This is a genomic window from Pseudomonas sp. LAIL14HWK12:I7 (assembly GCF_000483465.1).
Classification (GTDB): domain Bacteria; phylum Pseudomonadota; class Gammaproteobacteria; order Pseudomonadales; family Pseudomonadaceae; genus Aquipseudomonas; species Aquipseudomonas kermanshahensis.
The window spans coordinates 58,717-82,625 of sequence record NZ_AXYZ01000022.1; the positions used below are offsets into that span (position 1 = coordinate 58,717).

General features: G+C 62.7%; 23 protein-coding genes. 8 read left to right on the top strand and 15 right to left on the bottom strand.

Translation table 11 applies throughout. The features are described 5' to 3' along the window. Window positions 1–2 precede the first annotated feature (2 nt). Complete coding sequence (locus tag D886_RS0118275; protein ID WP_027595286.1) at window positions 3–203, top strand: DUF1656 domain-containing protein; 201 nt, start codon at window positions 3–5, stop codon at window positions 201–203. 10 nt (window positions 204–213) lie between these two features. Continuing rightward, window positions 214–1,074, top strand: coding sequence for an HlyD family secretion protein (locus D886_RS0118280; protein ID WP_027595287.1), 861 nt, complete (start codon window positions 214–216; stop codon window positions 1,072–1,074). Window positions 1,075–1,116: 42 nt separating this feature from the next. Here the strand turns inward: D886_RS0118280 and D886_RS0118285 are convergent, their stop codons facing one another. The 3 genes from D886_RS0118285 to D886_RS0118295 all read right to left on the bottom strand — a co-directional run bounded on the left by D886_RS0118285 (window position 1,117) and on the right by D886_RS0118295 (window position 2,471). Further along, entirely contained in the window at window positions 1,117–1,611 is a 495-nt protein-coding gene (locus D886_RS0118285; RefSeq protein WP_027595288.1) for a type II toxin-antitoxin system YhaV family toxin, read from the bottom strand. Next, a complete protein-coding gene (locus D886_RS0118290) occupies window positions 1,608–1,934 on the bottom strand; it encodes a type II toxin-antitoxin system PrlF family antitoxin (protein ID WP_027595289.1) in 327 nt (108 codons plus the stop codon). The genes D886_RS0118285 and D886_RS0118290 overlap by 4 nt, the downstream gene beginning before the upstream one ends. 90 nt (window positions 1,935–2,024) lie before the next feature. Beyond that, entirely contained in the window at window positions 2,025–2,471 is a 447-nt protein-coding gene (locus D886_RS0118295; RefSeq protein WP_027595290.1) for a universal stress protein, read from the bottom strand. Between the two features lie 269 nt (window positions 2,472–2,740). On the opposite strand from D886_RS0118295, the gene D886_RS0118300 reads away from it, so the two are divergent. The 4 genes from D886_RS0118300 to D886_RS0118315 all read left to right on the top strand — a co-directional run bounded on the left by D886_RS0118300 (window position 2,741) and on the right by D886_RS0118315 (window position 7,839). Further along, window positions 2,741–3,646, top strand: a complete 906-nt coding sequence (locus tag D886_RS0118300; RefSeq protein WP_027595291.1) for a LysR family transcriptional regulator — start codon at window positions 2,741–2,743, stop codon at window positions 3,644–3,646. Between the two features lie 114 nt (window positions 3,647–3,760). Beyond that, window positions 3,761–5,302 (top strand): MFS transporter, encoded by a 1,542-nt coding sequence (locus tag D886_RS0118305; RefSeq protein ID WP_027595292.1) that lies wholly within the window; start codon window positions 3,761–3,763, stop codon window positions 5,300–5,302. Window positions 5,303–5,329: 27 nt separating this feature from the next. Continuing rightward, window positions 5,330–6,391, top strand: coding sequence for an HlyD family secretion protein (locus tag D886_RS0118310; RefSeq protein ID WP_027595293.1), 1,062 nt, complete (start codon window positions 5,330–5,332; stop codon window positions 6,389–6,391). Further along, window positions 6,388–7,839, top strand: coding sequence for an efflux transporter outer membrane subunit (locus D886_RS0118315; protein ID WP_027595294.1), 1,452 nt, complete (start codon window positions 6,388–6,390; stop codon window positions 7,837–7,839). The genes D886_RS0118310 and D886_RS0118315 overlap by 4 nt, the downstream gene beginning before the upstream one ends. Window positions 7,840–7,970: 131 nt before the next feature. Here D886_RS0118315 and D886_RS0118320 read toward each other — a convergent pair whose 3' ends face one another. Both D886_RS0118320 and D886_RS0118325 read right to left on the bottom strand, forming a co-directional pair. Continuing rightward, window positions 7,971–8,795 carry an SDR family oxidoreductase gene (locus D886_RS0118320; RefSeq protein ID WP_027595295.1) on the bottom strand — a complete coding sequence of 275 codons (825 nt, stop codon included), beginning with the start codon at window positions 8,793–8,795 and terminating at the stop codon, window positions 7,971–7,973. A gap of 142 nt (window positions 8,796–8,937) precedes the next feature. Further along, window positions 8,938–9,408, bottom strand: coding sequence for a hypothetical protein (locus tag D886_RS0118325; RefSeq protein ID WP_027595296.1), 471 nt, complete (start codon window positions 9,406–9,408; stop codon window positions 8,938–8,940). A gap of 344 nt (window positions 9,409–9,752) precedes the next feature. Here D886_RS0118325 and D886_RS0118330 point away from each other — a divergent pair, with 344 nt between their 5' ends. Further along, window positions 9,753–10,235 carry a hypothetical protein gene (locus D886_RS0118330; protein ID WP_027595297.1) on the top strand — a complete coding sequence of 161 codons (483 nt, stop codon included), beginning with the start codon at window positions 9,753–9,755 and terminating at the stop codon, window positions 10,233–10,235. A 178-nt stretch (window positions 10,236–10,413) separates the two neighbouring features. Here the strand turns inward: D886_RS0118330 and D886_RS0118335 are convergent, their stop codons facing one another. Continuing rightward, window positions 10,414–10,878, bottom strand: coding sequence for a hypothetical protein (locus D886_RS0118335; protein WP_027595298.1), 465 nt, complete (start codon window positions 10,876–10,878; stop codon window positions 10,414–10,416). Window positions 10,879–11,048: 170 nt separating this feature from the next. Between D886_RS0118335 and D886_RS0118340 the strand changes: the two genes are divergently transcribed. Continuing rightward, complete coding sequence (locus D886_RS0118340) at window positions 11,049–11,834, top strand: hypothetical protein (protein ID WP_027595299.1); 786 nt, start codon at window positions 11,049–11,051, stop codon at window positions 11,832–11,834. A 60-nt stretch (window positions 11,835–11,894) separates the two neighbouring features. Here D886_RS0118340 and D886_RS0118345 read toward each other — a convergent pair whose 3' ends face one another. The 9 genes from D886_RS0118345 to algK form a co-directional block, all read right to left on the bottom strand. After that, a complete protein-coding gene (locus tag D886_RS0118345; protein ID WP_027595300.1) occupies window positions 11,895–13,349 on the bottom strand; it encodes a mannose-1-phosphate guanylyltransferase/mannose-6-phosphate isomerase in 1,455 nt (484 codons plus the stop codon). Window positions 13,350–13,386: 37 nt separating this feature from the next. Further along, window positions 13,387–14,034, bottom strand: a complete 648-nt coding sequence (locus D886_RS0118350; protein ID WP_027595301.1) for an alginate O-acetyltransferase AlgF — start codon at window positions 14,032–14,034, stop codon at window positions 13,387–13,389. Window positions 14,035–14,054: 20 nt separating this feature from the next. After that, complete coding sequence (locus D886_RS0118355) at window positions 14,055–15,212, bottom strand: alginate O-acetyltransferase (RefSeq protein WP_027595302.1); 1,158 nt, start codon at window positions 15,210–15,212, stop codon at window positions 14,055–14,057. A gap of 11 nt (window positions 15,213–15,223) precedes the next feature. Then, window positions 15,224–16,681, bottom strand: a complete 1,458-nt coding sequence (locus D886_RS0118360; protein ID WP_027595303.1) for an MBOAT family protein — start codon at window positions 16,679–16,681, stop codon at window positions 15,224–15,226. Between the two features lie 190 nt (window positions 16,682–16,871). Beyond that, the gene (locus tag D886_RS0118365) at window positions 16,872–17,975 is read right to left on the bottom strand and encodes a mannuronate-specific alginate lyase (protein WP_027595304.1); all 1,104 of its coding nucleotides are present in this window, start codon (window positions 17,973–17,975) and stop codon (window positions 16,872–16,874) included. Window positions 17,976–17,982: 7 nt separating this feature from the next. Further along, window positions 17,983–19,422 carry an alginate O-acetyltransferase gene (locus D886_RS0118370; RefSeq protein ID WP_027595305.1) on the bottom strand — a complete coding sequence of 480 codons (1,440 nt, stop codon included), beginning with the start codon at window positions 19,420–19,422 and terminating at the stop codon, window positions 17,983–17,985. Window positions 19,423–19,435: 13 nt separating this feature from the next. Next, the gene (algG, locus tag D886_RS0118375) at window positions 19,436–20,995 is read right to left on the bottom strand and encodes a mannuronan 5-epimerase AlgG (protein ID WP_027595306.1); all 1,560 of its coding nucleotides are present in this window, start codon (window positions 20,993–20,995) and stop codon (window positions 19,436–19,438) included. A gap of 22 nt (window positions 20,996–21,017) precedes the next feature. Then, window positions 21,018–22,496: an alginate export family protein gene (locus D886_RS0118380; protein WP_027595307.1), complete on the bottom strand. Its 1,479-nt coding sequence runs from the start codon at window positions 22,494–22,496 to the stop codon at window positions 21,018–21,020. After that, window positions 22,493–23,887 (bottom strand): alginate biosynthesis TPR repeat lipoprotein AlgK, encoded by a 1,395-nt coding sequence (algK, locus tag D886_RS0118385; RefSeq protein ID WP_050580769.1) that lies wholly within the window; start codon window positions 23,885–23,887, stop codon window positions 22,493–22,495. Before algK ends, D886_RS0118380 begins: the two co-directional genes overlap by 4 nt. Window positions 23,888–23,909: the final 22 nt, after the last annotated feature.

A 23,909-nucleotide genomic window follows, 5' to 3' on the forward strand; every position in this document is an offset into this window, starting at 1 on the left:
TCATGCCCCGTGAAATCGCCTTCCATGGCGTGTACATGCCCACCATGACCTTGATGTTCCTGTTCGCCCTGGGCCTGGCCTGGGGCCTGGACCGCTTCATCGCCAGCCATGACGGCTACCGCTTTTTCTGGCACCCGGCGCTGCTGCGCCTGAGCCTGTTCGTCTGCCTTTTCGGCGCCCTCGCGCTGTCTGTCTACTGGTGAGAAACCTTCGATGAAAAAGTTCTTCAGCCTGATCGCCACCCTGCTGGTGCTGGTGGCCGCCGTGGCGATCGGCCGCCAGTTGTGGCTGCACTACATGACCACGCCCTGGACCCGCGACGGGCGCGTGCGTGCCGACATCATCAACGTCGCTGCCGACGTGCCCGGCTACGTGGTGGGTGTACCGGTCAAGGACAACCAGCGGGTGAAGAAGGGCGACCTGTTGATCCAGATCGACCCTGAGCACTACCAAATGGCCGTCGACCAGGCCAAGGCGCTGGTTGCCTCGCGCAAGGCCACCTGGGAGATGCGCAAGGTCAACGCCAAGCGCCGCGCCGACATGGACAACCTGGTGATCTCCAAAGAAAACCGCGACGACGCCAGCAACATCGCCAACTCGGCCCAGGCGGATTATCAACAGGCCCTGGCCGAACTGGCGGCCGCAGAGCTGAACCTCAAGCGCACGCACATCGTGGCCACGGTGGACGGTTATGTGACCAACCTGAACATCCACAAGGGCGACTATGCGCGCACCGGTGAGCCGGTGATGGCGGTGGTCGACGAGAACTCGTTCTGGGTTTATGGCTTCTTCGAAGAGACCAAGCTGCCGCACGTGAAGGTGGGTGACCAGGCCGAGCTGCAGATGATGAGCGGCGAGCGCATCAAAGGCCACGTAGAGAGCATCGCCCGCGGTATTTATGACCGCGACAACCCCCAGAGCCGCGAGCTGATCGCCGATGTGAACCCGACCTTCAACTGGGTGCGGTTGGCGCAGCGCGTGCCGGTGCGGATCCACATCGATGAAGTGCCGGAAGGGTTTTTGCTGGCGGCGGGGACGACGTGTACGGTGGTGGTGAAGCCTAGCGAGGAATGAATACCGATAGCGGCTCTCAGTCACATGCCAGTGAGAGCCGCACTAGATGTTCAGTGAAGATTTAAATCTGTGTGTTGCCGCGCCTGCCTCTCGCAGTAACGCGTCCCAATCATCAGGAGGGTGGCCGGTGAGCAGCATCTTCTGGAAGACTTTGTAAGCATCGTCAGTGCGCTCGTAGGCTCGCTTGCTCGTCTCGTCATTTACCCATGCCAGCACGATTATCCTGCTGGGGGTGTGGTAGCGAAAGAACAGCCGGTATTGCTGAAAGAACTTCGCTCGAAACCAGTGCTTGTGGTCGCCTCCTAGCGCTGAACCTTGACGGTACTCAGGCTTGGTCGGGTCTTGCGGGATGACGTCAAACGCCAATCGTTTGATCGCGGCCAGCCGCTTGTACGCGTTCTTTTTCGTGTAGCCGATCGGGTCTTTCTGCAGCTGTGCCGCGACTTGCTCACTGAGCGCGTCCAGTTCGGCTAAGAACAGCGGGTGAGCAAATACAGTCCATCCATGAATAGTTAAAGGCTTCCTCGCATCACTCATTCATCTTCCGCCGATAGAGGTTGATCCAGGTCGATCTCGGCGTCGCCCACGAGGCTGTCGAGGCGAGCGATGAGGTCAGCATCGACAACTTGCAGACGTTGCGGATGGGTGGCGATATCGTGGGCCAGAAAATTCAGGAACTGGCCTAGCACAGGGTCGTCTTCGGTTGCCTCTGCGCGGGTGAGTATCACCTCCCCGTCGGGTTGAATCGAGTAATGGATCTTGTCACGCTTTTTCAAGCCCAGCGCGCGACGCACTGTTTCGGGTACGGTTGTCTGGTAACGATCGGTCAGGGTGGATTCAACTTCGAAGGTGGCGGCCATGGCCATATCCTTTGCATTGCAACAATGAATGCAAGGTAATGCGATTGCATTACGCGGTCAATGCAGTGCATTGGGGAGCTGATGAATGGTTCAGGCCGCGCCCACCAATACCGGCACTTCTACCCGGTCAATCACCTTCGCGCTGATCGAAGGATCCAGCAATCGCCCCAATCGTGACAGGTGGCGATGACCCATGATGATCAGTTCGCAACGCAGATCTTGCGCCTTGCTGACGATGGCCTCGACCGGCTGCCCGGCCACCATGCAGCCCTGGCTGGTGAAGCCGGCGTCCTGCAGCTCGCGCACGGCCTTGGCTACCGCGTGGTCGGCATGCTGTTGCTCCTCGCAGGCAGCGGGGTATTCCTCCAGTTCTTCGGCGGTGTAGGGCGCGGGTTGCTCGTGCACGGCGAAAGTGCTGTCGATGGCCAGCAGCACATGCAGCTCGTGTTCGGCGGGGCGGCAGTAGCGGCGGGCGAGGGTGAGCAGGGCAGCGGATGCGGGGGAGGCGTCGATGGCGATGAGCACGGAGCTGGGCATAGGGATCCTTGTTGCGGCTGGCTAAGGTTTTGCCTGTCCGGGCCTCTTCGCGGGCAAGCCCGCTCCCACAGGTAATGCACAAACTTGTGAGCATGTGACATTCCGGTGGGAGCGGGCTTGCCCGCGAAGAGGCCGGACCTGCCAATGCTTCATTTATGGCCGAACCCGGCTGCTGAATAAATGCCCCACCACGCACGACCTTATTGCGTCAGACGCAATCCTCCAACCTGCTACCATCGCCGTTCCCACAATCGCCACGGAAAACGGCCATGCAACTCCCGGACATGAACCTGCTCGTCGCCCTCGACGCCTTGCTTGACGAAGGCAGTGTGGTGGGCGCCGCGCAGCGCATGAACCTGAGCCCGGCCGCCATGAGCCGGACCCTGGGGCGCATTCGCGATGCCTTGGGCGACCCGATCCTGGTGCGCGCCGGCCGTGGCTTGGTGCCGACACCCCGTGCGCTGGCGCTGCGCGAGCAGGTGCATGGGCTGGTGGAGCAGGCCGGGCAGGTGTTCCGCAGCCGTGACGATGTCGACCTGGTCAACCTGGACCGGGCCTTCAACATCCGCACCAACGACCTGTTCATCGCCCTGTACGGCGCCCAGCTGTTGCGCATGATGCTGGCCCAGGCACCGCGTACGGTGCTGCGTTTCGTGCCCGAGGGCAGTGGCGACGATGATGCGGTGCTGCGCAACGGGCATATCGACTTGATCATCAGCTCGGCCGTCGAGCTGGGCCCGGAAATCAAGGTGCAGAGCCTGTTCAACACCTACTTCGTAGGCTTGGCGCGCGAGGGCCACCCGATCTTCGATGCCGAGATTACCCCTGAGCGGTTCGCCGCCTACCCGCAGATCAGCGTGTCGCGCCGGGGCAGAGCCAACGGGCCGATCGATGTGGCATTGGCCAACCACAAGGTCGAACGGCGGGTGGCGCTGATCACCACGAGCTTCCACTCGGCGATGTTTTCGCTGCCGGATTCGGACCTGATCCTGCCGATACCGGCCAACATCCTCAACAGTGTGCAGCGCTTGAAACTGCCCCTGCGCTCATTCGAGATCCCGGTGCCACTGGAGAAGGTCAACGTGATGCAGGCCTGGCACCCGCGGTTCGACAATGACCCGGCCCACCGCTGGCTGCGCCAAACGTTGAAGGTGTGTGGCAGCATCGACCCGTAACAGAGGCCGATTGCGTCTGGCGCAATATAAACCTGCCAACAAGTCAGTTTTCGTAAGCATTCGACCTTCTTAGACTTGCTCCAGCCCTGAAATTGTTGCTGGAGATGTATTCCCATGAGTTCCCTGACCGCGCCTTCTGCTGCGCTGGCTGCCGCCCCCGCGCCGGCCGCCCCCGTGCAGACGGCATTCGGCCTGCAGGTGGTGGTGGGGTTGTTTGGGGTGTTGCTGGCAGTACTCTGCGCTGGCCTCAACGAGGCGGTGACCAAGATTTCGCTGGCCGATATCCGCGGCGCCATGGGCATCGGGGCCGACGAAGGCGCCTGGCTGCTGGCCGCGTACAGCGCGGCTTCGGTGTCGGCGATGGCCTTTGCACCCTGGCTTGCCACGACCTTTTCCCTGCGCCGCTTCACCTTGTCTGCCATTGGCGTGTTCGCCGTGCTGGGCCTGCTGCAACCGTTCGCCCCCAACCTGCACAGCCTGATGCTGCTGCGGGTGCTGCAAGGCTTTGCCTCGGGCGCATTGCCGCCGATGCTTATGAGCGTCGCGCTGCGTTTTCTGCCACCGGGCATCAAGGTCTATGGCCTGGCCTGCTATGCCCTGACCGCCACTTTCGGGCCGAACCTCGGCACACCGCTGGCGGGCCTGTGGACCGAGTACGTCGGCTGGCAGTGGGCTTTCTGGCAGATCATCCTGCCGTCGCTGCTGGCGATGTTCTGTGTCGGCTGGGGCCTGCCCCAGGACCCGTTGCGCCTGGAGCGCTTCAAACAGTTCGACTGGCGTGGCGTGCTGCTGGGCCTGCCTGCCATCAGTTGCATCGTTCTCGGCCTGTCGCTGGGTGACCGCTGGGGCTGGTTCGACTCGCCGCTGATCTGCTGGCTGCTGGGCGGCGGCCTGCTGTTGCTGGTGCTGTTCCTGTACAACGAGTGGTCCGAACCGCTGCCGTTCTTCCAGTTGCGCATGCTCTCGCGGCGCAACCTGAGCTTCGCCCTGGTGACCCTGGCCGGTGTGCTGGTCGTGCTCTCCGGGGTGAGCAGCATTCCGTCGGCGTACTTGGCGCAGATCCAGGGCTACCGGCCGGCGCAGACCAGCCCGCTGATGATGCTGGTGGCCATGCCGCAACTCATCGCCCTGCCGCTGACCGCAGCGCTGTGCAACATCCGCGCGGTGGACTGCCGCTGGGTACTGGCGATGGGGCTCGGCATGCTGGCGCTGTCGTGCGTGGGCAGCAGCCTGCTGACCTCCGAGTGGATACGCGGCGACTTCTACCCGTTTTACCTGTTGCAGGTGTTTGGCCAGCCAATGGCCGTGCTGCCGCTGCTGATGCTCTCCACCAACGGCATGACCCCGCAGGAGGGCCCGTTCGCCTCGGCCTGGTTCAACACGGTCAAGGGGCTGTCGGCGGTGATTGCCGGCGGCTTGCTGGATGTCTTGGGCACTGTGCGCCGGCATTTCCATTCCAACCACCTGGTCGACAGCCTGGGCAATGCGCCGCTGATCGATGACAGCGTCGCCGGCCTTGCCCGGCGCATTCATGAACAGGCCCAGGTACTGACCTCGGCCGACCAGTACCTGGTGATGGCGTGCATCGCCGTCGCGTTGATCTGCCTGATTCCCTTTGTGCCTACCCGGATCTTCCCGCCGCGTGCGGTGGCTTGAGCCCGTGACTGAATTCGAGACTTAGAAATGACCAACAACCGCAAAACACTTTTCATCGGCTCGGTGCTCGCCGTGGCCGTGCTGGCCGGCATCGTCGGGCCTTGGATGCTGGGCAGCGATCACCGCCAGCGCACCAACGACGCCTATGTGATCGCCGATTACACCGTGGTCGCGCCCAAGGTCGCAGGCTTTATCAAAGAGGTACTGGTCGAGGACAACCAGCAAGTCACGGCAGGCCAGTTGCTCGCGACCCTCGATGCCCGCGACTACCAAGCCGCGCTCGACGCAGCCCAGGCGCAATTGCTGGTGGCCAAGGCGCAGAGTGCCGATGCCCGCGCCACGCTGGAGCGCCAAGCCGCCTTGATCGCCCAGGCCGAAGCCGCCGTGAAAGCCGCCCAGGCCGAAGCGGCGTTTGCCGATCATGAAGTCAACCGCTACAGCCGCCTGGCCGAGCAAGGTGCCGGCACCGTGCAGAACGCCCAGCAGGCGCGCAGCGGGGTCGACCAGGCCCGTGCGCGCCTGGCCAATACCCAGGCGGCGTTGGTGGCCGCACGCAAGCAGGTGGACATCCTCAGCGCCCAGGTGGCCAGCGCCGATGGCCAGCTCAAACGGGCCGAAGCGGGGCTGGAGAAAGCCCAGCTCGACCTGTCTTACACGCGCATCATCGCACCGGTGGACGGCATGGTCGGCGAGCGCGCCTTGCGTGTCGGCGCCTATGTCAATCCGGGGGCCCGGCTGTTGTCGGTGGTGCCGTTGCAACAGGCCTATGTGGTCGGCAACTTCCAGGAAACTCAGCTGACCCATGTGCAGCCCGGCCAACCGGTCAGCATCAGTGTCGATACCTTCTCGGGCGAGCAACTGCATGGCCATGTCGAGAGCATCGCACCGGCCACCGGTGTGACGTTCGCGGCGGTCAAGCCGGACAATGCCACCGGCAACTTCACCAAGGTGGTGCAGCGCATCCCCGTGAAGATCGTGTTCGATGATGGCCAGCCGCTGCTTGCACGGCTGCGCGTGGGCATGTCGGTGGAAGCCACCATCGATACCCGCGGCGACAAACTCGACGGCAAAGAGGTGAGCGCGCGATGAAGCCGGCATTACGCTTGAGCCCGGTGTTGCTGGCGTTGCTGATGGCCGGCTGTACCCTCGGGCCAGATTTCAAACGCCCGGACAGCCAGGCCCCGCAACAGTGGGCAGGCTTGCAAGGCGAGGCCGCGGCCAGTCAGCCGCAGGCCGAACCGCTGGAACTGCGCTGGTGGGAGAACTTCCACGATGCCCGGCTCAGCGCGCTGATCCAGCGGGTCGCCGAACGCAATCTGGACTTGCAGATGGCCAGTGCGCGGCTGCTGCAAAGCCGTGCCTTGCGCAGTACGGTAGCAGCGGATGAAGCGCCCTCGGTCGATGTGAACGCAGGCTACAGCCGCGCTCGCAACAGCGCCGAAGGGCTGAGTGACCCCTCGGGCCACGCGGGCAAATCGGCATTCAACCTGTGGCAGGGTGACCTGGTCGCGGGGTGGGAGCTGGACCTCTGGGGCCGAGTACGCCGGCAAGTGGAGGCTGCCGATGCGACGGTCGAAGTGGCCGAGAATGACCGCCGTGGCGTGTTGCTGGCGCTGTTGTCGGAAACCGCTGGCAACTACATTCAGCTGCGTGCGGTGCAGCACACCCTGGACGTCACCCGTGACAACCTGAAGGTGGCGCAGCACAGCCTGAAGTTGTCCGAGAATCGCCAGGCCGAAGGGGTCGCCACCCGCCTCGACGTGGCCCAGGCCAGTGCCCAGGTCGCCTCCATCGAAGCCCGCCTGCCCAGCCTTGAGGCCAAGCGCGACGACTTGATCAACGCCCTCAGCCTGCTCGCGGCCGAGCCGCCCCGCAGCCTTCAGGCACAGTTGCTCGAAGGGGGTGAACTGCCCGCGCCCCAGCAGCAGTTCGCCATCGGCCTGCCGTCGGAGTTGGCCGAGCGCCGGCCGGACATTCGCCAGGCCGAGGCGCGCCTGCATGCGGCCACCGCCAGTATCGGCGTGGCCAAGGCCGACTTCTACCCGAGCATTCGGCTGTCGGGCAGCCTGGGCTTCCAGGCCATGCAGCTGTCTGACTTCGGCGGCTGGGACTCGCGCCGCTTCGCCTTTGGCCCGCAACTGTCACTGCCGATTTTTGAAGGTGGGCGGCTCAAAGGCACGCTGGAACTGCGTGAGGCGCAGCAGCAGGAAGCCGCGCTCAACTACCGCAAGGTGGTGCTCGGTGCCTGGCATGAAATCGACGATGTGCTGCGCCTGTATAACGCCAGCCAATTGCGTCGCGACCATTTGGCCGAGGCGGTGCGGCAGAACCGTATCGCCTTGGAGACTGCCCAGCGCCAGTATGTGGAAGGGGCGGTGGACTTTCTCAATGTGCTGACCGTGCAAGGTGCGTTGCTGGCCAGCGAAGAGCAGTGGATCGACAGCTCGGCGGCGGTTTCCCAGGCGTTGGTGGGGCTGTACAAGGCGCTGGGTGGGGGCTGGCAGGCGTTTGATACACAGCCTGCGAACAAGGTTTGATAGGTGTTGTGGCTGTACCGGCCTCTTCGCGGGTAAACCCGCTCCCACAGGTACCGCACAGATTTTGAGCACTGTGCAGTACTTGTAGGAGCGGGTTTACCCGCGAAGAGGCCAGTACAGCCACTCAAAAATCAAAGCGGCCGCAGCAACCCAAACCGCTTGCGCAACACCCAGTCCAGCAACCGCCGCGGCAACAGCCTGGCAATCAGCGGCAACGCCGTGCTGCCATTACCCAGCCTGACCACTGCAGGCACCGCTGTTTTGCGTGTAGCCGCCAACACCCCTTGGGCAAACACCGCCGCAGGCGTCGGCCGGTCCTGCGATGCCCGCGCCCGTGCCTGCACATATTCGCGCAGTGGCCACCACGGCGAATCCGCAGCCAACACCTGATCGGCCTGGCGCTGGGCATTGCTGGCGAACTGCGAAGCGATCGCCCCCGGTTGCACTTCCATCAGCCGAATGCCAAACGGCGCCAGCTCCAGGCGCAGGGCATCGCTCAGGGCGTTGACGGCAGCCTTCGACGCGCAGTAGGCCCCCGCGAACGGCGTGACCAGCACCCCAGAAACGCTGCCGATATTCACCACCAGCCCACGCGCGCGGCGCAGCAGCGGGAACAACGCGCGGGTCACGCCGACCACGGCGAAAACGTTGGTTTCGAATTGCTGGCGCATGGCGTCCACACCCCCGTCGAGCAATGGGCCCATGGCACCGTAGCCGGCATTGTTGATCAGCATGTCGAGGCGGCCGTGGCGTGCTTCCAGCTCCTGGGCCAGTTGGGTCAGGGCTTGGCCATCATTGACGTCCAGTTGCCGGGCGGTGAAACCGGCGGCGGCTAAATGCGCGACGTCTTCAGGTTTGCGGGCGGTGGCCCAGACTTCATGGCCGGCATCGCGGAAGGCGTCGGCCAGGGCGCGGCCGATGCCGCTGGAACAACCGGTGATCAGGACAGTGGGCATGAGGGAGGCCTTGGGTCAGGGGAAAGTTGTCGTCTTTACCGGCGCGAAAGGGCCGGTAAAAACAGCAGATCAGTTGGCGAATGTACCTTGCAGATGCGCTGCACGAAACATCAGCGTCTGCGCCTTGGGCCTAAAGCGCCGTTTAGTGGGTGGGGGAGGGATTGCCCAGTGTGATATCCACAGAGACTTCAAAGTCTGAGTTGTTTGAGGTGAAAGTAAATTCGCTTTTGCCTTTGAGGTAGGTCGGCGCTCCCAAAGGGTCTATTGGGTTGAATTTAAGTTCTGTCACCTCCAGCCAGCCCGTGCCCTCGGTGGTCGGTATGGGAGTCCAATCGTCGGTCCAGTTGTCGTAGTGAGCAACAGTCTCGGTTGTATTTGCTACAAGGTCGGTTTTGCCAAGTCTAAAATTATTAAACATCGAAATGTAAAACACGTGCGTCACGTGCCCCGATTCGATGAGAATTGCACTAATAAATCCTCTGTGCAAAGACAATTGCGAATAGGTTTCAACGGTGCGGGTTTCATGGGTGTTTGTATTGGTGATCGTTAATTCGACTTTGCCGTCTACAAGGTTGCTGCGCGATAATGCTCGGTTGAATGATGGATGGCTCATGATATATTCTATTTGTGGGTTAGGAGTGGCCAATTTAAACGTGATGCTGAAAGCTAGATACTCTTATAAGTACTAGGTGGGCACCTTGGCCGATGCTGAGCGACTGTAGGTTCGAGCTGCGTAGTATCGGGCAGATCTTCAGTCAGGTCCGCCTTTTCCCAATGCAACGCTTGCAAACTGGTCGGGTTCGACATGCTCGGCAAGTTGATCGGAGCATACCTCGCATATGTACCAGTACCGCAATCCTTCCTGTGGCGTTAACGTAGTTTCAGGCGACACGCTAATCGTGCGCTTGTCTATCAAACAGTCCTAACTATTAGGAAATCCGTAGGGGAGCTGGATAAATGTTAAATTTTTACGATTACCAAAAGCGGGCGCTGGTGGAGTGTGTCGAAGATTTCAATGCCAGTGCCGTTGAACAAAGTGTCTATAAATATTACCAGGGCGCAGTGGTGGGCGAACTTAGTGTCAAAGGTAAAAATGAAAATAATGAAGGGTCTTGGCCGTTTCGTAGCTCGAAAATCGGGGTGCGATATAATGATCTACCCCCCACTTCTCTCTGGGGCGGTGCAAGTGTCGAGGGTGTCGGAACAGTGGGCGCTATGGTCCATCCGTATTACCGAGGCGGAGAGTTTGCAGGGTTCAGTGTGTTGGCTTTGAAGGGGGGTGGCTTCCACCCCAGTAGATTCATGGATCCCCCTGTTGTCGCGCCGGGGGGGAAGGATAGCTTTTCCTGTAGTTTTGCGGTGAGCTTTAAAATCAACCAGACCGAATACAAGCTGGTGGTGGATAAGTTTGAGGTTGATTTCACCAAGGCGGACATTTGAAATATGCCCGGGTAAGGAATGCAAGGTTCGCTAAGGCGTGCAATAGCGAACCCCGGGTTAGACGGCGCGAAAGTTTTGACCGATTGCCCATGCTCAATCGGCGCCGAAGTGCACGCATATACACCCTCACAGTGCCCGATATAGTCCTCGTCCAGGTGGCTCCCGGATTGCACGTCGATCAATTGGCGAATGTACCTTGCAAGTGCTCGGCGCGAAACTCGAGTGTCTGCGGCCGATAGCCAGAGCGCAGTGGCGGCAAGGGCAGGCAATCCTTCCACTCGGCACCCGGCTGCAGCTCACCCGGCCCCCGGTAACGCGGCGCGCTGTAGGTGTTCTCGGCCAGGTTGACGGTATCGCCCGGCGCATACGCCCCCACCCGCCAACGCAGTTCGGTCAGCGGGGCCTTGTTGCCGTTCTTCATGTGAACCTGCAGCGCACGGTCGGCGGGGCATTGATCCGGGGCATAGCTCAGGCGCAAGTCCAGGCGTGCCAGTTGCGCGGCTTCGCGGGTGTCTTGCCAGGCCACGAATAGGGCGACCAGGCCGATGCCGCACACGGCGGCCAGGGATATCGGCAACGCCTTCGCTGGGTAACGCAGCAGCAGTACCAGCCAGGTGAGAATTAGCAGGGCGCCGATGATCATGGAGACAACCTTGATTGGACTGATCTGGCCATCCTAGCACTTCTGCGAGTACCGCCGCAGCGGCCCCCATCCTAATCTGAAAACGCATTAAAACTGGCTGCCTTAGTTGGCATCTGTGCGACAGGCAGCGTGTTATCACTCATTAAAATCATCAGTTTTCGGAGTCAATCATGAGCGTACTTAATACCAAGACCGGCAACGCATCGGGTGCGATGACTGCCACCCTGCCAACAGGCGAGCAGTTCATTGCTCAAGGCGTCTGGTGCGACCCGCTCGGCGGTGTGCTGGGTATCCGCAACCCCGCGCAGGGCGTTGAAGAATTCATCTACATTGGCTTCCCGTTGGGCATCAAGGATGGTGACCATACCCTCGGTGAGGGGGGCACATCGGCTTACTTGGGGAGTGACGTATCAGGCCATGCGCACAGTGGCGTCATTCAAAACCTGGTATGGAACCGAGAGGAGTGTGGGGTCGCGGGTCAGTTTGACTTCAAAGGCAAAGATGAATATGCGCGTGACTTTCACGTCTCAAAGGGTGTGTTTGATATTGCCTATGAAAAGCCCGCCTCTACGCTGCAGCGCAACATCGCAAGTGCTGCCTCTGCGGTGATCGTTCCAGCACTGAAAGATAATGCCGAGTTCGACGCTAATGAACGGGGTTACAGCGGTGACCGTGAGCGCCCGAACTTTGTCGCAGTCAAGCAGTCCATCGGCCTTGAGGGTGGCCTGCTGGCCCTGGGGGCGGTGTTCCTTCTGGAGTACGATCAAAACAACCAACCTTCGGTCAAGCGCGCCTTTGCCAGCGTCAATCACGGTTTGATCGCGGCTGAAAATTACGCCATCACCCAGTTGGCGTGGGAACCAGGTAAAGCCTTGTCCTTCGCCTTCACGCTTGCATTCCACTACAACGCTCAGCCTTTCACATTTCAGGCAGGCCGTGTCGACCTGAAGCTGTAAATCAGCAAAGCGGTCACCCGAAAGCCCCGCCTCTTTGCAGGAGGCGGGGCGGGCTTCGCATTACTGCGCGATGGTCTTCACCGAAACCCCACGCTCGACCGGCGTGGAAGTGCGCCCATACACATCTTCGAAGCGCTCGATGTCATCTTCGCCCAGGTAGCTGCCGGACTGCACTTCGATGATCTCCAGTGGGATCTTGCCCGGGTTGCGCAGGCGGTGCACCGAGGCGATCGGGATGTAGGTCGACTGGTTCTCGGTGAGCAGGAACACGTTCTCGTCGCAGGTCACCTCGGCGGTGCCGGACACCACGATCCAGTGCTCGGCGCGGTGGTGGTGCATCTGCAGCGACAGGCTGGCGCCTGGTTTGACGGTGATGTGCTTGACCTGGAAGCGGCCGCCCATGTCCACCGAATCGTACGAGCCCCATGGGCGGTACACTTCCAGGTGGTTCTGGGTCTCGCTGCGGCCTTGCTCGTCGAGGGTCTTGACCATCTGCTTGACGCCTTGGACCTTGTCCTTGTGGGCAATCATCATGGCGTCCTTGGTCTCGACCACGACGATGTTCTCAAGGCCGATCACCGACACCAGCTTGCCGTTGCCGTGGATCATGCAGTTGCGGCTGTCTTGCACCACCACATCGCCCTTGGTGACGTTGCCGTTGTCGTCCTTCTCGTGCACATCCCACAGCGATGACCAGCAGCCCACGTCGCTCCAGCCGGCCGACATCGGCACCACGCAGGCGCGCTGGGTCTTTTCCATCACCGCGTAGTCGATGGAGTTGTCCGGGCAGCAGGCGAAGGTGGCTTCGTCGATGTTCAGCACATCACCGTCTGCCTGGCTGCGCTCCAGGGCCAGCACGCAGGTGTCGTAGATGTCGGCGTCGTGCTTTTTCAGCTCTTCGAGGTAGCGGCTGGCGCGGAACAGGAACATGCCGCTGTTCCAGAAGTAGCCCCCGGCCTTGACGAACTCGGCGGCGCGTTTCTCGTCGGGCTTTTCAACGAACTGCGCCACCCGCGCCACACCTTCAGGCAGCAGTGCGTCCTGGCTGGAGCGGATGTAGCCATAGCCGGTCTCGGGTTTGGTCGCCGGCACGCCGAACAGCACCATCTCGCCACGCTCGGCGGCCACGGTGGCCAGGGCCAGGGCGCGCTGCAGGGCTTTCTGATCGTCGATCACGTGGTCAGCGGGCAGCACCAGCATCAGGTCGTCGCGGCCTTCGCTGACCAGCTTCATCGCGGTCATCGCCACGGCTGGGGCGGTGTTGCGGCCGAACGGTTCCATCAGGATGCCCTGGGTTTTCAGCTTCAGTGCCGAGAGCTGTTCCTGAACGATGAACGTGTGGTCCTTGTTGCAGACCACGATCGGCGCGTCCATGCCTTCGAACACCAGGCGTTGGATAGTTTGTTGGAACAGCGTGTGCTCACCGGTCAGGGCCAGGAACTGCTTGGGGAACTGCTTGCGCGACAGAGGCCACAGACGCGAACCGCTACCACCAGAAAGAATTACCGGGATCATGATGTTTCTCCAATAAGGTCGTTAATGAGGCAGGGGATCAGTTAGTGGACACTGGGCGGGTAACCCAGACCGGCGACAGGCTGCTGCCGGAACCGGTGACGTACAACACGGCAGCTTCGCCGCGCTCCAGGGCGACGGGTTTGACGTCGCTGACTTTCTTGTCGCCGGCATACAAGGCGAGGTTGACCTTGACCGGGTTGATCTCACGCTCGCCACGGCCTTTGGCGGCGACCGGCGTTACCACTTCGGTCTTGCCGTCGGCGGTCTTCAGGGTCAGCGACTGGTCGCTGAGGTTCTGTACGCGTACCAGGGCTTTCTGCTTGTTCTTGAACGGTGGCTCTTCGATCAGTTGCGGGTTGCCGCTGCCGCTGTTGACCAGGGTGTAGTACTTGTCCGAGGCCAGCTTGACCGGCACGCTCTTGCCGCCCACCTGGGCGGTGTAGTCACCGCCTGGGAGGAAGCTGAAATCGCTGCTGGCCTGGGCGCCGACCTGCTTGATCTGGGTGTTGCCGACCGAGGCGGCGGCAGGCGCGCTGGCGGCGTTGTACAGGCGCACGAAGGTCGAACCTTTCGGTGCGGTCGGGCCGTACAGCGCGGCGTCGGCACCCGCGAAGGCCTGCATCGAGGCAAGGGACAGGCCTGCTGCGAGGGTGAGGGCTTTGGCAATGGAAGTCTTGGTAGTCATGTGCATTTCCTCTCTTTCGATCAGTGGTTCGTCCGGGTGGACGACAGGGCCAGGTTTTCTTCGGATTTACGGGAGTTCTTCAGCTGGGCGATCCACTGCGGATCGAAGCTGCTGAGGTCGTTTTTCATGGGCAGATAACGTTCGGGGAATTCCCACACCACGACTTGTGGCGCGGCATTTTTGAAGGCATCGCTTTGCAGGTACTTGAGCATCGGCAACAGTGGGCCGTGGCCGTCTTCGGCGTAGTTGGCGACGTCGCTGCGCAAGGCTTGCTGCAAGGCGCCGAGGAAGTTCCAGTGCGGGTTGGCGCTGTAGCTGGTGCCGACCAGTGCGACCGGGATCTGGCTGTCGGCGAACAGCGCGTCGCCCGCATCGCCAGCGGCTTGGGCTGGGCGCGTGGTGCGTTGCTGCAGGTTGTCCGGGCTCGGCAGCAGGTTGCTGAACAGCGGGTCCAGTGGCAGGAAGTTGGTCAGGTCGCCTTTGTAGGGCGCCGTGTTGCCGGCTTCGGTGATGAAGGTTTGCGGGTCGCCATTGAGCAGGCTCTGGCGGCTGACCGCTTCGGCCAGGGCTTGTGCGGCGACTTCGGCGCCCATCGGCGTCCAGTGTGTGTCGGTGCGCAGGAACACCTGGCCGCGGGCCTTGGCCTGTTCCATGGGCGCCATCAGGTCTGGGGCGAACACGTTGGCCTGGCGGGCTTGGGCATGGAAGCGGTTGTACAGGTCGTCGTGCAGGCTGGCGGGCAACTCCTTGCCGACGTATTCGGAATAGACCCGCGCCTTGGCCGGCACGATTGCCAGCACCAGCTGGCTGCCGTGTTGTTGCAGGGTGTCGCGCACGCCACGGATCAGCGCCAGGTTTTCTTGCATCAGTTGCTCGGCACCGGCGGTGGGTTTGAACTCTTCATCGCTGAACAGCCACTGGTCGCGGCCCAGCACCACGCCCGGGCGGCCTTCGTTGAACAGCTTGAAGTCCAGCGCCGCCCAGAGGTTGGTGCCCAGGCGCTTGATCGGGAACTGCTCGTCGTAGTGGGTCTCGGCAGCCTTGGCCAGCTTGCCGTTGAGCAGGGTCATTTGCGCGGTGCGCTGGAAGCTTTCCAGGCCGCCGGTGGACCAGGCGCCCATGCCGACCAGCAGGCCGAGGAACGACAGCGAATAGGTAATGCGTAATGTCCGGGTCATGGTCATCAACCTCAGAACTGGAAGTAAAGGAACGGCGAATAGCTCTGCGCCGAAAGCTTGAGGATCGAGGCCACGAACAGCAGCAGGACCAGGGCGCGGGTCAGCACCCGAGTCCAGTCCAGGCCGATCGAGCCGTCGGCGTTGACCTGCACCGGGGTTGCCTTGGGTGTCGGCTTGGCATTGCGGTAGAAGTCGCGCAGGCCGAAGAACGCCAGGGTGAGGTAGGCGATCACCAGGGTGGCCACCTGCAAGCCGGTCAGCTGGGCGCGGTTGAGCTCCGACAGCTGCCATTCACCAAAGCTGAACATGGCGGCGTACATGCGCCCGGCCACGTGCAGGTTCTCGGCGCGGAAGATCACCCAGCCGACCACGACCAGCAGGAAGGTGAAGGCCCACTTGACCGGGTTGAAACGCTGCGGGTTGGTGTCGATGCCCAGCGCCCGCTCGATCGCCAGCCACATGCCGTGCCAGGCGCCCCAGAGGATGTAGGTGAAGTTGGCGCCGTGCCACAGCCCGCCCAGCAGCATGGTCAGGAACAGGTTGCGGTAGGTGTTGAAGGTGCCTTTGCGGTTGCCGCCCAGGGTGATGTACAGGTAGTCACGCAGCCAGGTCGACAGGCTGATGTGCCAGCGGCGCCAGAACTCGGTGATCGACTGGCTGATGTAGGGCTGCTTGAAGTTCTCCATGAAGCGAAAGCCCATCATCAGGCCCAGGCCGATGGCCATGTCGCTGTAGCCGCTGAAGTCGAAGTACAGCTGCGCGGTGTAGGCCAGGGCGCCCAGCCAGGCATCGCCGGTGGTCGGGTTCTGCAGGGCGAAACAGTGGTCGGCCACCACCGCCAAGGTGTCGGCGATGAACACTTTCTTGATGAAGCCCTGCATGAAGCGGGTGCAGCCTTCGGAGAATTTGTCCAGGGTGTGGGTGCGGTTGTTGAACTGGTCGACCAGGTCTTTGAAGCGCAGCACGGGGCCGGCGATCAGGTGCGGGAAGATCGCCACGAATGCCGCGAAGTCGATCAGGTTGCGGGTGGCCGGGGTGTCGCCGCGGTACACGTCGATGATGTAGCTGATCGACTCGAAGATGTAGAACGAGATACCGATCGGCAGCAGCACGTGGGTGAGGATGAACGGCTCCAGGCCGAACGAGGTGATGATCGCATTGAGGCTGTCGACGCCGAAGTTGGCGTATTTGAAGTAGCCAAGGATGGCCAGGTCGACGCCCACGCCCAGCAGCAGCCAGCGCTGGGCCGGTTTGGTACGCACGCCGGCGGCGCCGACTTTCAGGCCGATCCAGTAGTTCCACAGGGTGACGCCTGCGAACAGGGCGAGGAAGTCCACCCGCCACCAGGCATAGAAGATGTAGCTGGCGATCAGCAGCAGCAGGTTGCGATAGCGTTGCCCGCTCAGGTAGTACAGGCCGAGAAAGATCGGCAAGAACAGGAACAGGAACACGTTGGACGAGAAGACCATCCCGGTTCTCCTAATTTGTTCACAGCATCCAGGGCAAAGCGCCCCCCAAACCCCCCACGCAATGTGGCGGGCTACCTAGATTCCTGTAGGAGCTGGCTTGCCTGCGATGCAAGGCGAAGCCTTGCCCAGCGATAGTCAGGGGCCGCTTCGCGGCCCATCGCCGGCAAGCCGGCTCCCACAGGGTTTTGCGTTATTTCTTCGAAGCCGCGCTCGGGTCATAGACCCGGGTCAGGTTGCCGCCGAGCCTGAAGCTGTCGAACGGCTGCATACCGTGCTTGCGCTGCAGGGTGTCGCCGACGCACTGGTACAGCGCGCACCAGGGCTCGAGCCAGGCGTACTTGCTGTCGACCTTGAGGTCTTTCATGTCCTGTTTTGTACCGGCGCGTTCAGCGAAATGGCGCGGGTCACGGGCGCCGGCCAGCACGCCTTCACCCAGGCGCTGCAGAGCGAAGTTGTTCTCGCTGCGCAGGTCCACGCCATTGACCTTGGCAAAGCTGGCGATCATCGCCAGCGGTGGCAGGGCATAGTTGTGATAAGCCAGGGCGCGCTGCTTGCGTTTGATTTCGTTGGGCAGGAAGCCTTGGTCGTCGATCTGGTTGGCGCCGACCTTGTATTCCTTCACAGCCCAGTCGAACAGGTCGCGACGGTCGGTGGCCACGGCCGTGGCCATCACCGACCAGGCCGCCCAGTAGCTGTGGTTGTTGATCTTCTCCAGCGGCAGGTCGCTCCAGTCGCGCACGGTCTGCTCGGCCAGGCGGGCGAACCAACGCTCGATCTGCTTGGCCTCGGCCTGGTGCGCGGCCAGGGGCTGCGCGTTGGAGAACTTCAGGCGCAGCCACGATCCGCTCATGCTGCCCAGCGCCCATTTGCGCATCGACTTGCCGGTGTGGTTGTAGTCGGTGGACAGCAGGGCGTCGGCCCGCGCCCAGGTTTCGAGCCAGGCCAGCGTGCAGTCGAGCTGCGCCGGGCGGCCGTCACGCATGTACTGGCCGACCATCTTGCTGACGCCTTTCTCCAGCGTGGTGATGTCGGCCGTGGAGTCGCGGAAGGCTTTTTCCGAGGCCACATTGAGGGTCGCCCGAGCCTTGTCGGAGCCTTCGTACTTGCTGCGAAACTGCAGCGCGCCGGTGTACGGCTTGGGGGCGGGTTCGCAGCGGAACTTGCCATCGCTGGTCTTGAGCTTTTCGATCCCCTCGTAGTAACCCAGGGGCGGTACCAGCGCGGCGTGCGCGGCGCCGCCGAACAGGGCCAGGCTGAGCAGGGCGGGGCTGATGAGTCGCTTGAATGGGGTCATGGTCGCCTCACTGGCCGGCTTGCGCGGTTTGCGCAGGCACGGCGAAGTTGTTGCGTTTGCAGAGTTTGGCCTCGACCTTCTGGGTGCCTTTCTCCGGCCCCTGGACCTCGAAGGCCAACAGGTTCTGGCTGGCCCAGTCTTCGTCTTCGCGCATCTGGAAGACGAAGCGGCCGTCGGTGTCGGAGGTTTCCGGTTTCTCCAGCTTGATGTCCTCGTGGCGGCCGTTGAGGTACCAGAGGGTGGCCTGCAGCACCTTCACCGAAGGGTCTTCGAACTTGACGTCCATCTGCAGGTTGCGGTTGATCAGGTCTTTGATCACACCGCCCTTGCCGTTGACCATCAGCTCGTTCTTGCCGGGCTTGAGCGTGGTGCTGGCGCTCATCAGCGCCGGGCGCGCGTCACAGCCATCGTCGAGCAGGCCGAGGATCTGCCGCCAGATGGTTTCCTGGTCCAGGCGATACAGCGGGGAGAACTCCCAGATCAGGATCTTCGGCGGGTTTTTCTGGAACTCTTCGCTGCCCAGGTACTGGATCATCGAGCCTTCCAGGCCACCGCCAGGGAAGGCGACGTTGAGCACGTCGGCGCCGATGTACTGTTCGAGGAAGCCCGAGAAGTTGTAGTTCTTGCCGCTGTGGCTGGTACCGACCAAGGTGATCTGCGCGTTGCCGCCATCGCCGAACAGGTCGTCGCCGCCGCTCGCGCCTTTTGGCTCGGTGGCGAACTGGTCCATGTACTGCACGGCGTAACTGGTACCGCAGAGCTGGCCGGCGACGTTGTGCAGGGTGCCGGTCTTGCCCATGCGCCCGGACTTCTTGGTTTCGAATTCCTTGCGTGGGATGCCTTCGAAGGCCGGCATGTGGTGCACGGTGTCGGCCACGATCTTGGCGGCGCGCTCGGCGCCATACGGCGTCCAGTGCTGGTCACCGCGGAAGTAGAAGTCTTTGCCCTGGTCGGCGGCGGCCAGTTGCTCGTTGGTCAGCGGCGACAGGTCGGGCACGTTGTAGCCCATCTTGCTGAAGCGCTGGAGCATGGCCTGGTAGTTGCCCAGGGCCTTCTCGTAGTCGAAGGCGGCTTTTTCTTCCGGCTTGAGCATGTTGCGGTTCACCAGGCCACGGGTCGGCTGGTAGACCACGACCAGTTCCACGCCGCGCTTCTTGAACGCGTCGTGCACCTGCTGCAGGCGCTTGTAGCCGGCGGGGGTGGTGTTGAACTCGGTGCGCAGGTCCTCGCGGGTACGGAATAGCCAGTCGCCCTGGGCCTGTACCAGCGTGGTGAAGTTCTGCTGGTAGCGGGTGGTGTAGCGGCTGGCGTCGTGCGCCTCGGGGCACAGTTGGCAGCAGGGTTCGGCGCTGAACGTCGGAGCTTTCACCTCGTCGGCGCGCACGCCCTGGCTGATCGCCAGAAGGGCGGCGGACAGGCCCAGCAGTTTCATCAGGTGTGGAGTCATGGTCTGGGCTTCCTTAATCGATCATTTCGGTCTGGCGTTCGACCGGGTCGATCAGCACAGCCTTTTGCTGGCGCACCAGCAGGTCGAGGATTTCGTCCTGGCGCTCGCCGAGGATGCCGTTGAGGCTGATGCCGTTGGCCTTGCGCGGCGCGAGCATCGACACCTTGTACAACTCGACCGACAGCGGCGAGTCGATCGACAGCGGCCCGGAGCCGTTGGCCGCCAGCTCACCGCCCACCACGATCAGCGAGACTTTGGTGTCGAACGGGTCGAGGGCGATGTCGCGGTCGGTGTCGGACAAGTCTTTGATGTGCCCGTAGACACCCACCAGGCCATTGGCCATGGCGACGTTTTCGTACAGGCGGATGTTCACGCTGTTGCGCACCCGGATGCCGTGGCGGCGGTTGTTGATCAGCTTGTTGCCCCAGATCAGGTTGTCGCCGCTTTCATACAAGGTGATGCCGTCGGTGTGGTTGCGGTAGATCTCGTTGTAGGCGATCAGGTTGTTGACGCTGTTACGGTCGATCACCACGCCCGAGAGCTTGTTGTCGTAGCTCTTGTTGTTGATGATCCAGCTGTCGTTGACCTCACGCGAGACGATGATCCCGTGCTTTTTCTTGGTGCCGTACACCGTGTTGCCGGCGATGATCAGGCGGTGCGAACGGTCGTGCGGGTCAATGCCGTAGACGATGTTGTCGCGGTAAGTGTTGTCCTTGACCACGAAGTCCTGCGTCTCGTAGCAGTAGAAGCCGTACCACATGTCGCTGAACTCCGAGCCGATGATCCAGCCGGTCGGCTCCGGGCGGCCCATGCGCTTGGCCATGTTCGGCGTGTACTGCGAGATGCTCACACCGTACGACTTGGACTTGGCGTAGCCGAAGCTGGCCATCTTGGTGTTGACGATGTAGGTCTCGGTGCCGCCCCACGACAGCAGGAACGGGCGGAATTCCTTGGGCGAGCGGAAGGTCGCCGGGCCGTTGTCCTTCTCGCGCCAGCCGGTGACCTGGGTGTCGCTGACGAACAGCTTGCCGTCGTTGACCAGAAACGCGCCGCCCTCCTGGGACAGGCGCAGTTGCTTGACCTTGCCGTTGATTTCGAGGATGCCCTTCTGCCCGACCACGATTGGCAGGCGCGCCAGGTACACCCCCGGCTCGACTTCGCTGAGGTACTGCTTGGGTACCTTTTTGCTCAGCTCGACCAAGTCGACATGGCCGTCATCGACGAATATCGCCTGGGGGATGCCGTGCTGGCGTTGCACCCATTCGGCGGCCTTGTTGTCGCCACCGATGAACTCCTTCAGCGACTCTTCCTGCAGCATGCGGCGCACGCTGACTTTGCCTTTGTGGCGGCGGTCGATCTTGTTCTGCACCGCCTCGGCAGTGAAGCCGCTGAGGTCGGGCAGTTTCGGTGGGTCCATGTGCAGCGGCTCGGTGGGCGCGCTGGACACGGTGTAGGTCTTGGCCTGCTGCAGTTCCTTGGCGATCACCGTGGGTTCTGCGGCGACGGCAAGGCCTGAGGCCAGCAGCAAGGCGCTGGCCAGGAGGCTGTGACGTAGGTGCGGGTGAAGGGGCATGACAAGAAATCCTCTACCGGCCTCAGAAGCGCCAGATCACGTCGACAAAGGCACGGTGCATGTACGAGTCCGCTTCCTTGCCATAGGCGTCACCTGGCTTGAACACACCGGCGCGCAGGCGCACCAGCGCGGACGGTTCGTCGATTGCCTGGCTCATCGAAGCGGGCAACAGGCCCTGCTTGAAGTACTTGGTGACGACCACGTCCATCTCCTGGCCGAGGTCTTTTTCGCCATTGATCAGCGGGCGGTTCACGCCGTTGTCGTTGACCGCAGCGTTGATGCCGCTGGAGCCAATGTTCTGCTCGCCATCGACGCGCCAGAACTTGTGGTAGATCAGGCTGGCGTCGTAGTCGTCGCGCAGTTGCCACGAGGCAAACAGGGTGGCCGCCTGCAGGTTGCCCAACTCGCCACGGAAGGCCTCGCCGAAGCGGTGCACGCGCGAGCGGGTACCGGTGAAGTTGGAGCGGTTGCTCTCAAGGCCGGTCTGCTCGAAGTTGTTCGAGCCGTCATCGCCACCGCCGCCGCTGCCACGGGCGTAGGCCGCACCGACTTGCCAGTTGGGGTCAAGGCGCAGGCGGATGCCGAGGTCGGTGGCCCAGGCGTTGACGTCGCCGCTCTGCTTGCCGGTGGCCACTTGATCGTCGCCAACTTGCTGGCTGCTGAGCTTGTCGCGGTCACCGGTCAGCCAGGTCAGGCTGCCCCAGTAATTGACGGTGTGGTCGTTGCGCCAGTTGTAGGCGTCACTGTTGGCTTCCAGGCCCAGCCAGGTGAGGTCGCCGGTGCGGGTCTTGTCGAGCGCGTCGATCGTCTCGCCGGGGCTTTTCAGGCTGCCGCTGTCATGGGTGTGGTGGGCACGCAGGCCGACCCAGTGGCCGGGGGTCCATTGCGTGGCGACGTTACCGTAGAGGTGCGTGCGGTCTTTGTCTTCCGGGGCCAGTTCGGTGAGGTCGGTGCGGTACTCGCTGAAGCGCTGGGCCACGCCCAGGTCGGCCTTGAGCAGGGTGGTGTCGAAGGTCCAGTTGAGGGCTTCGATGTTGGTGTCGCGCCACATGCCGTCGTCGCTGCGCAGGCGCTGGCGGCCTAAGCGCAGTTGCTCGCCAGGGTACTGGGTGAGGCCGCTGTAGCCGACCCAGAACTCGCGCATCGCCAGGTAGCTTTTGTCCGGCTTGCGGCTGTCGTCACCGGTGTCGGTGGTGGTGCCGTCGTCGTTCTGGCGCAGGGTGTCGGTTTCGATGGTGTCGGTGGCCGCGACGGCCTGGCCCATGGCGTAGGCGCTCCAGTTGCCGCGCTCGCCGTACACCCAGGGGCGCAGGTCGAGACCGAGGCCGTTGACGTCACCGCCGGGCCGGGTGCCGAGGTCGCGATCGTCTTCCGACTGGCCGGTGATTTTCACGTCCAGGCCGACGTTTTTCTGCGCGGTCATGTCGGCCAGGGTCGGGCAGGACCACAGCAGGGCGAAGCTCAGGCCGATGCCGGCTTTCACGAAGGGATTGAGCGTCATAGCGAGTCCTCACCGTCTACTTCTTGTTCGTCGTCTTGCAGGGCTTCGAGGGCCAGGGTGCTGTTGGCGCCTTGGGCCATGCTGCCGCGCGCCTGTTTTTCCTGCGTCAGCAGGGTTTGCGCCTGGCTGCGCTGGTCTGGCGTGAGTTGCTGATCGAGTTGCTGCAGCAGTTCGGCCGACTGTGGCGTCGGGTTGGCCTGCGACAGTTGCGCGAACACCCAGGCGTTGCCAGGTTGCGGGCGGATGCCATGGCCTTCGCTGAACAGCTGGGCCAAGGCATAGTCGGCGCTGTTCTGGCCGCCACGGGCGGCAGCGAGCAGGTGGTCGACGGCCTTCTGTGGCTCGACATTGCCCAGGTAACCGCGGCGGTACAGCTGGCCCAGGTAGTAATGGGCGCTGACCTCGCCAGCGTCGGCGGCGGCCTGCAGGTGCTGTTCGGCTTTTGCCGCATCGGCGGGCAGCGTCTTGCCTTCGTAGTAGAGGCGGCCCAGCAGCAGTTCGGCGCGTGGCTGTTCGGCGGCGCGGCCTTTGTCGATGTAGGCCAGTAGCTGGTCGGTGTCGCCCAGCTCGGGGAAGTCGTAGACCAGTTGCGCAAGGCTGACCCACGACGCCGGGTTGGCCGGCGCCACCTGTTCGAGCAGGTCCTTGGCGGTTTTTTCGTCGGTCTGGCCGAGGCTGCGGTCAGCCAGCACACGGGCGACGCTGTCGACCCGGGTGGCCGGTACGGCGCCGCGGGCATAGGCCGCCTTGAGCTGGCCGAGCAGGGCGGCTTGCTGGTCGGGCTGGCCGCGCTTCTGGTACACGGTGGCCAGTTCGACGTAGCAGATGTCGGTGGTATTGAGCGCGGCTTTGCAGATGCTCTCGACCTCGCCCAGGTGCTGGTCGTAGGTGCCTTGGGTGCGATACAGCAGCACCTGGGCCAGGCCCGCTTCCGGGTTGCCGGCGGCGCGCCACTGGTCGATCTGTTGCTGCGCGTTGACGTTGGGGAAGCTCTGCGGGTATTGCAGGTAGAGCATCGCCAGCGGGATCAAGGTATTGCTTTCGCCTTGCTGGGCGGCGCGTTTGAGCAGCGTTTCGGCCTCTTCACGTTCAGCCTGGGTGCTGTCGGGCTTGGCCACCAGCAGGCGGCCTAGCCGAGCCTGGGCCCGTGGCGACGTGGAGGCGGCGACGCGGTAGGTGGCTTCGGCTTGCTTGATCTGCGCGGGGTCGCGGGTGGCGACCTTGATGTCGGCCAGGCCGACTTGCGCATCGCTGTAGCCGAGGTCGGCCAGGGCCTTGTAGTTGCGCTCGGCCAAAGCGGTGTCGCCGCGCTTGAGGGCTTCGTTGGCCAGGCGCTGGTCAGGCAGGCCGGCACAGCCGGCGAGCGTGATGGCGGCGGCTAGGGCGCACATCCCAAGGTTCACACGGACCCTG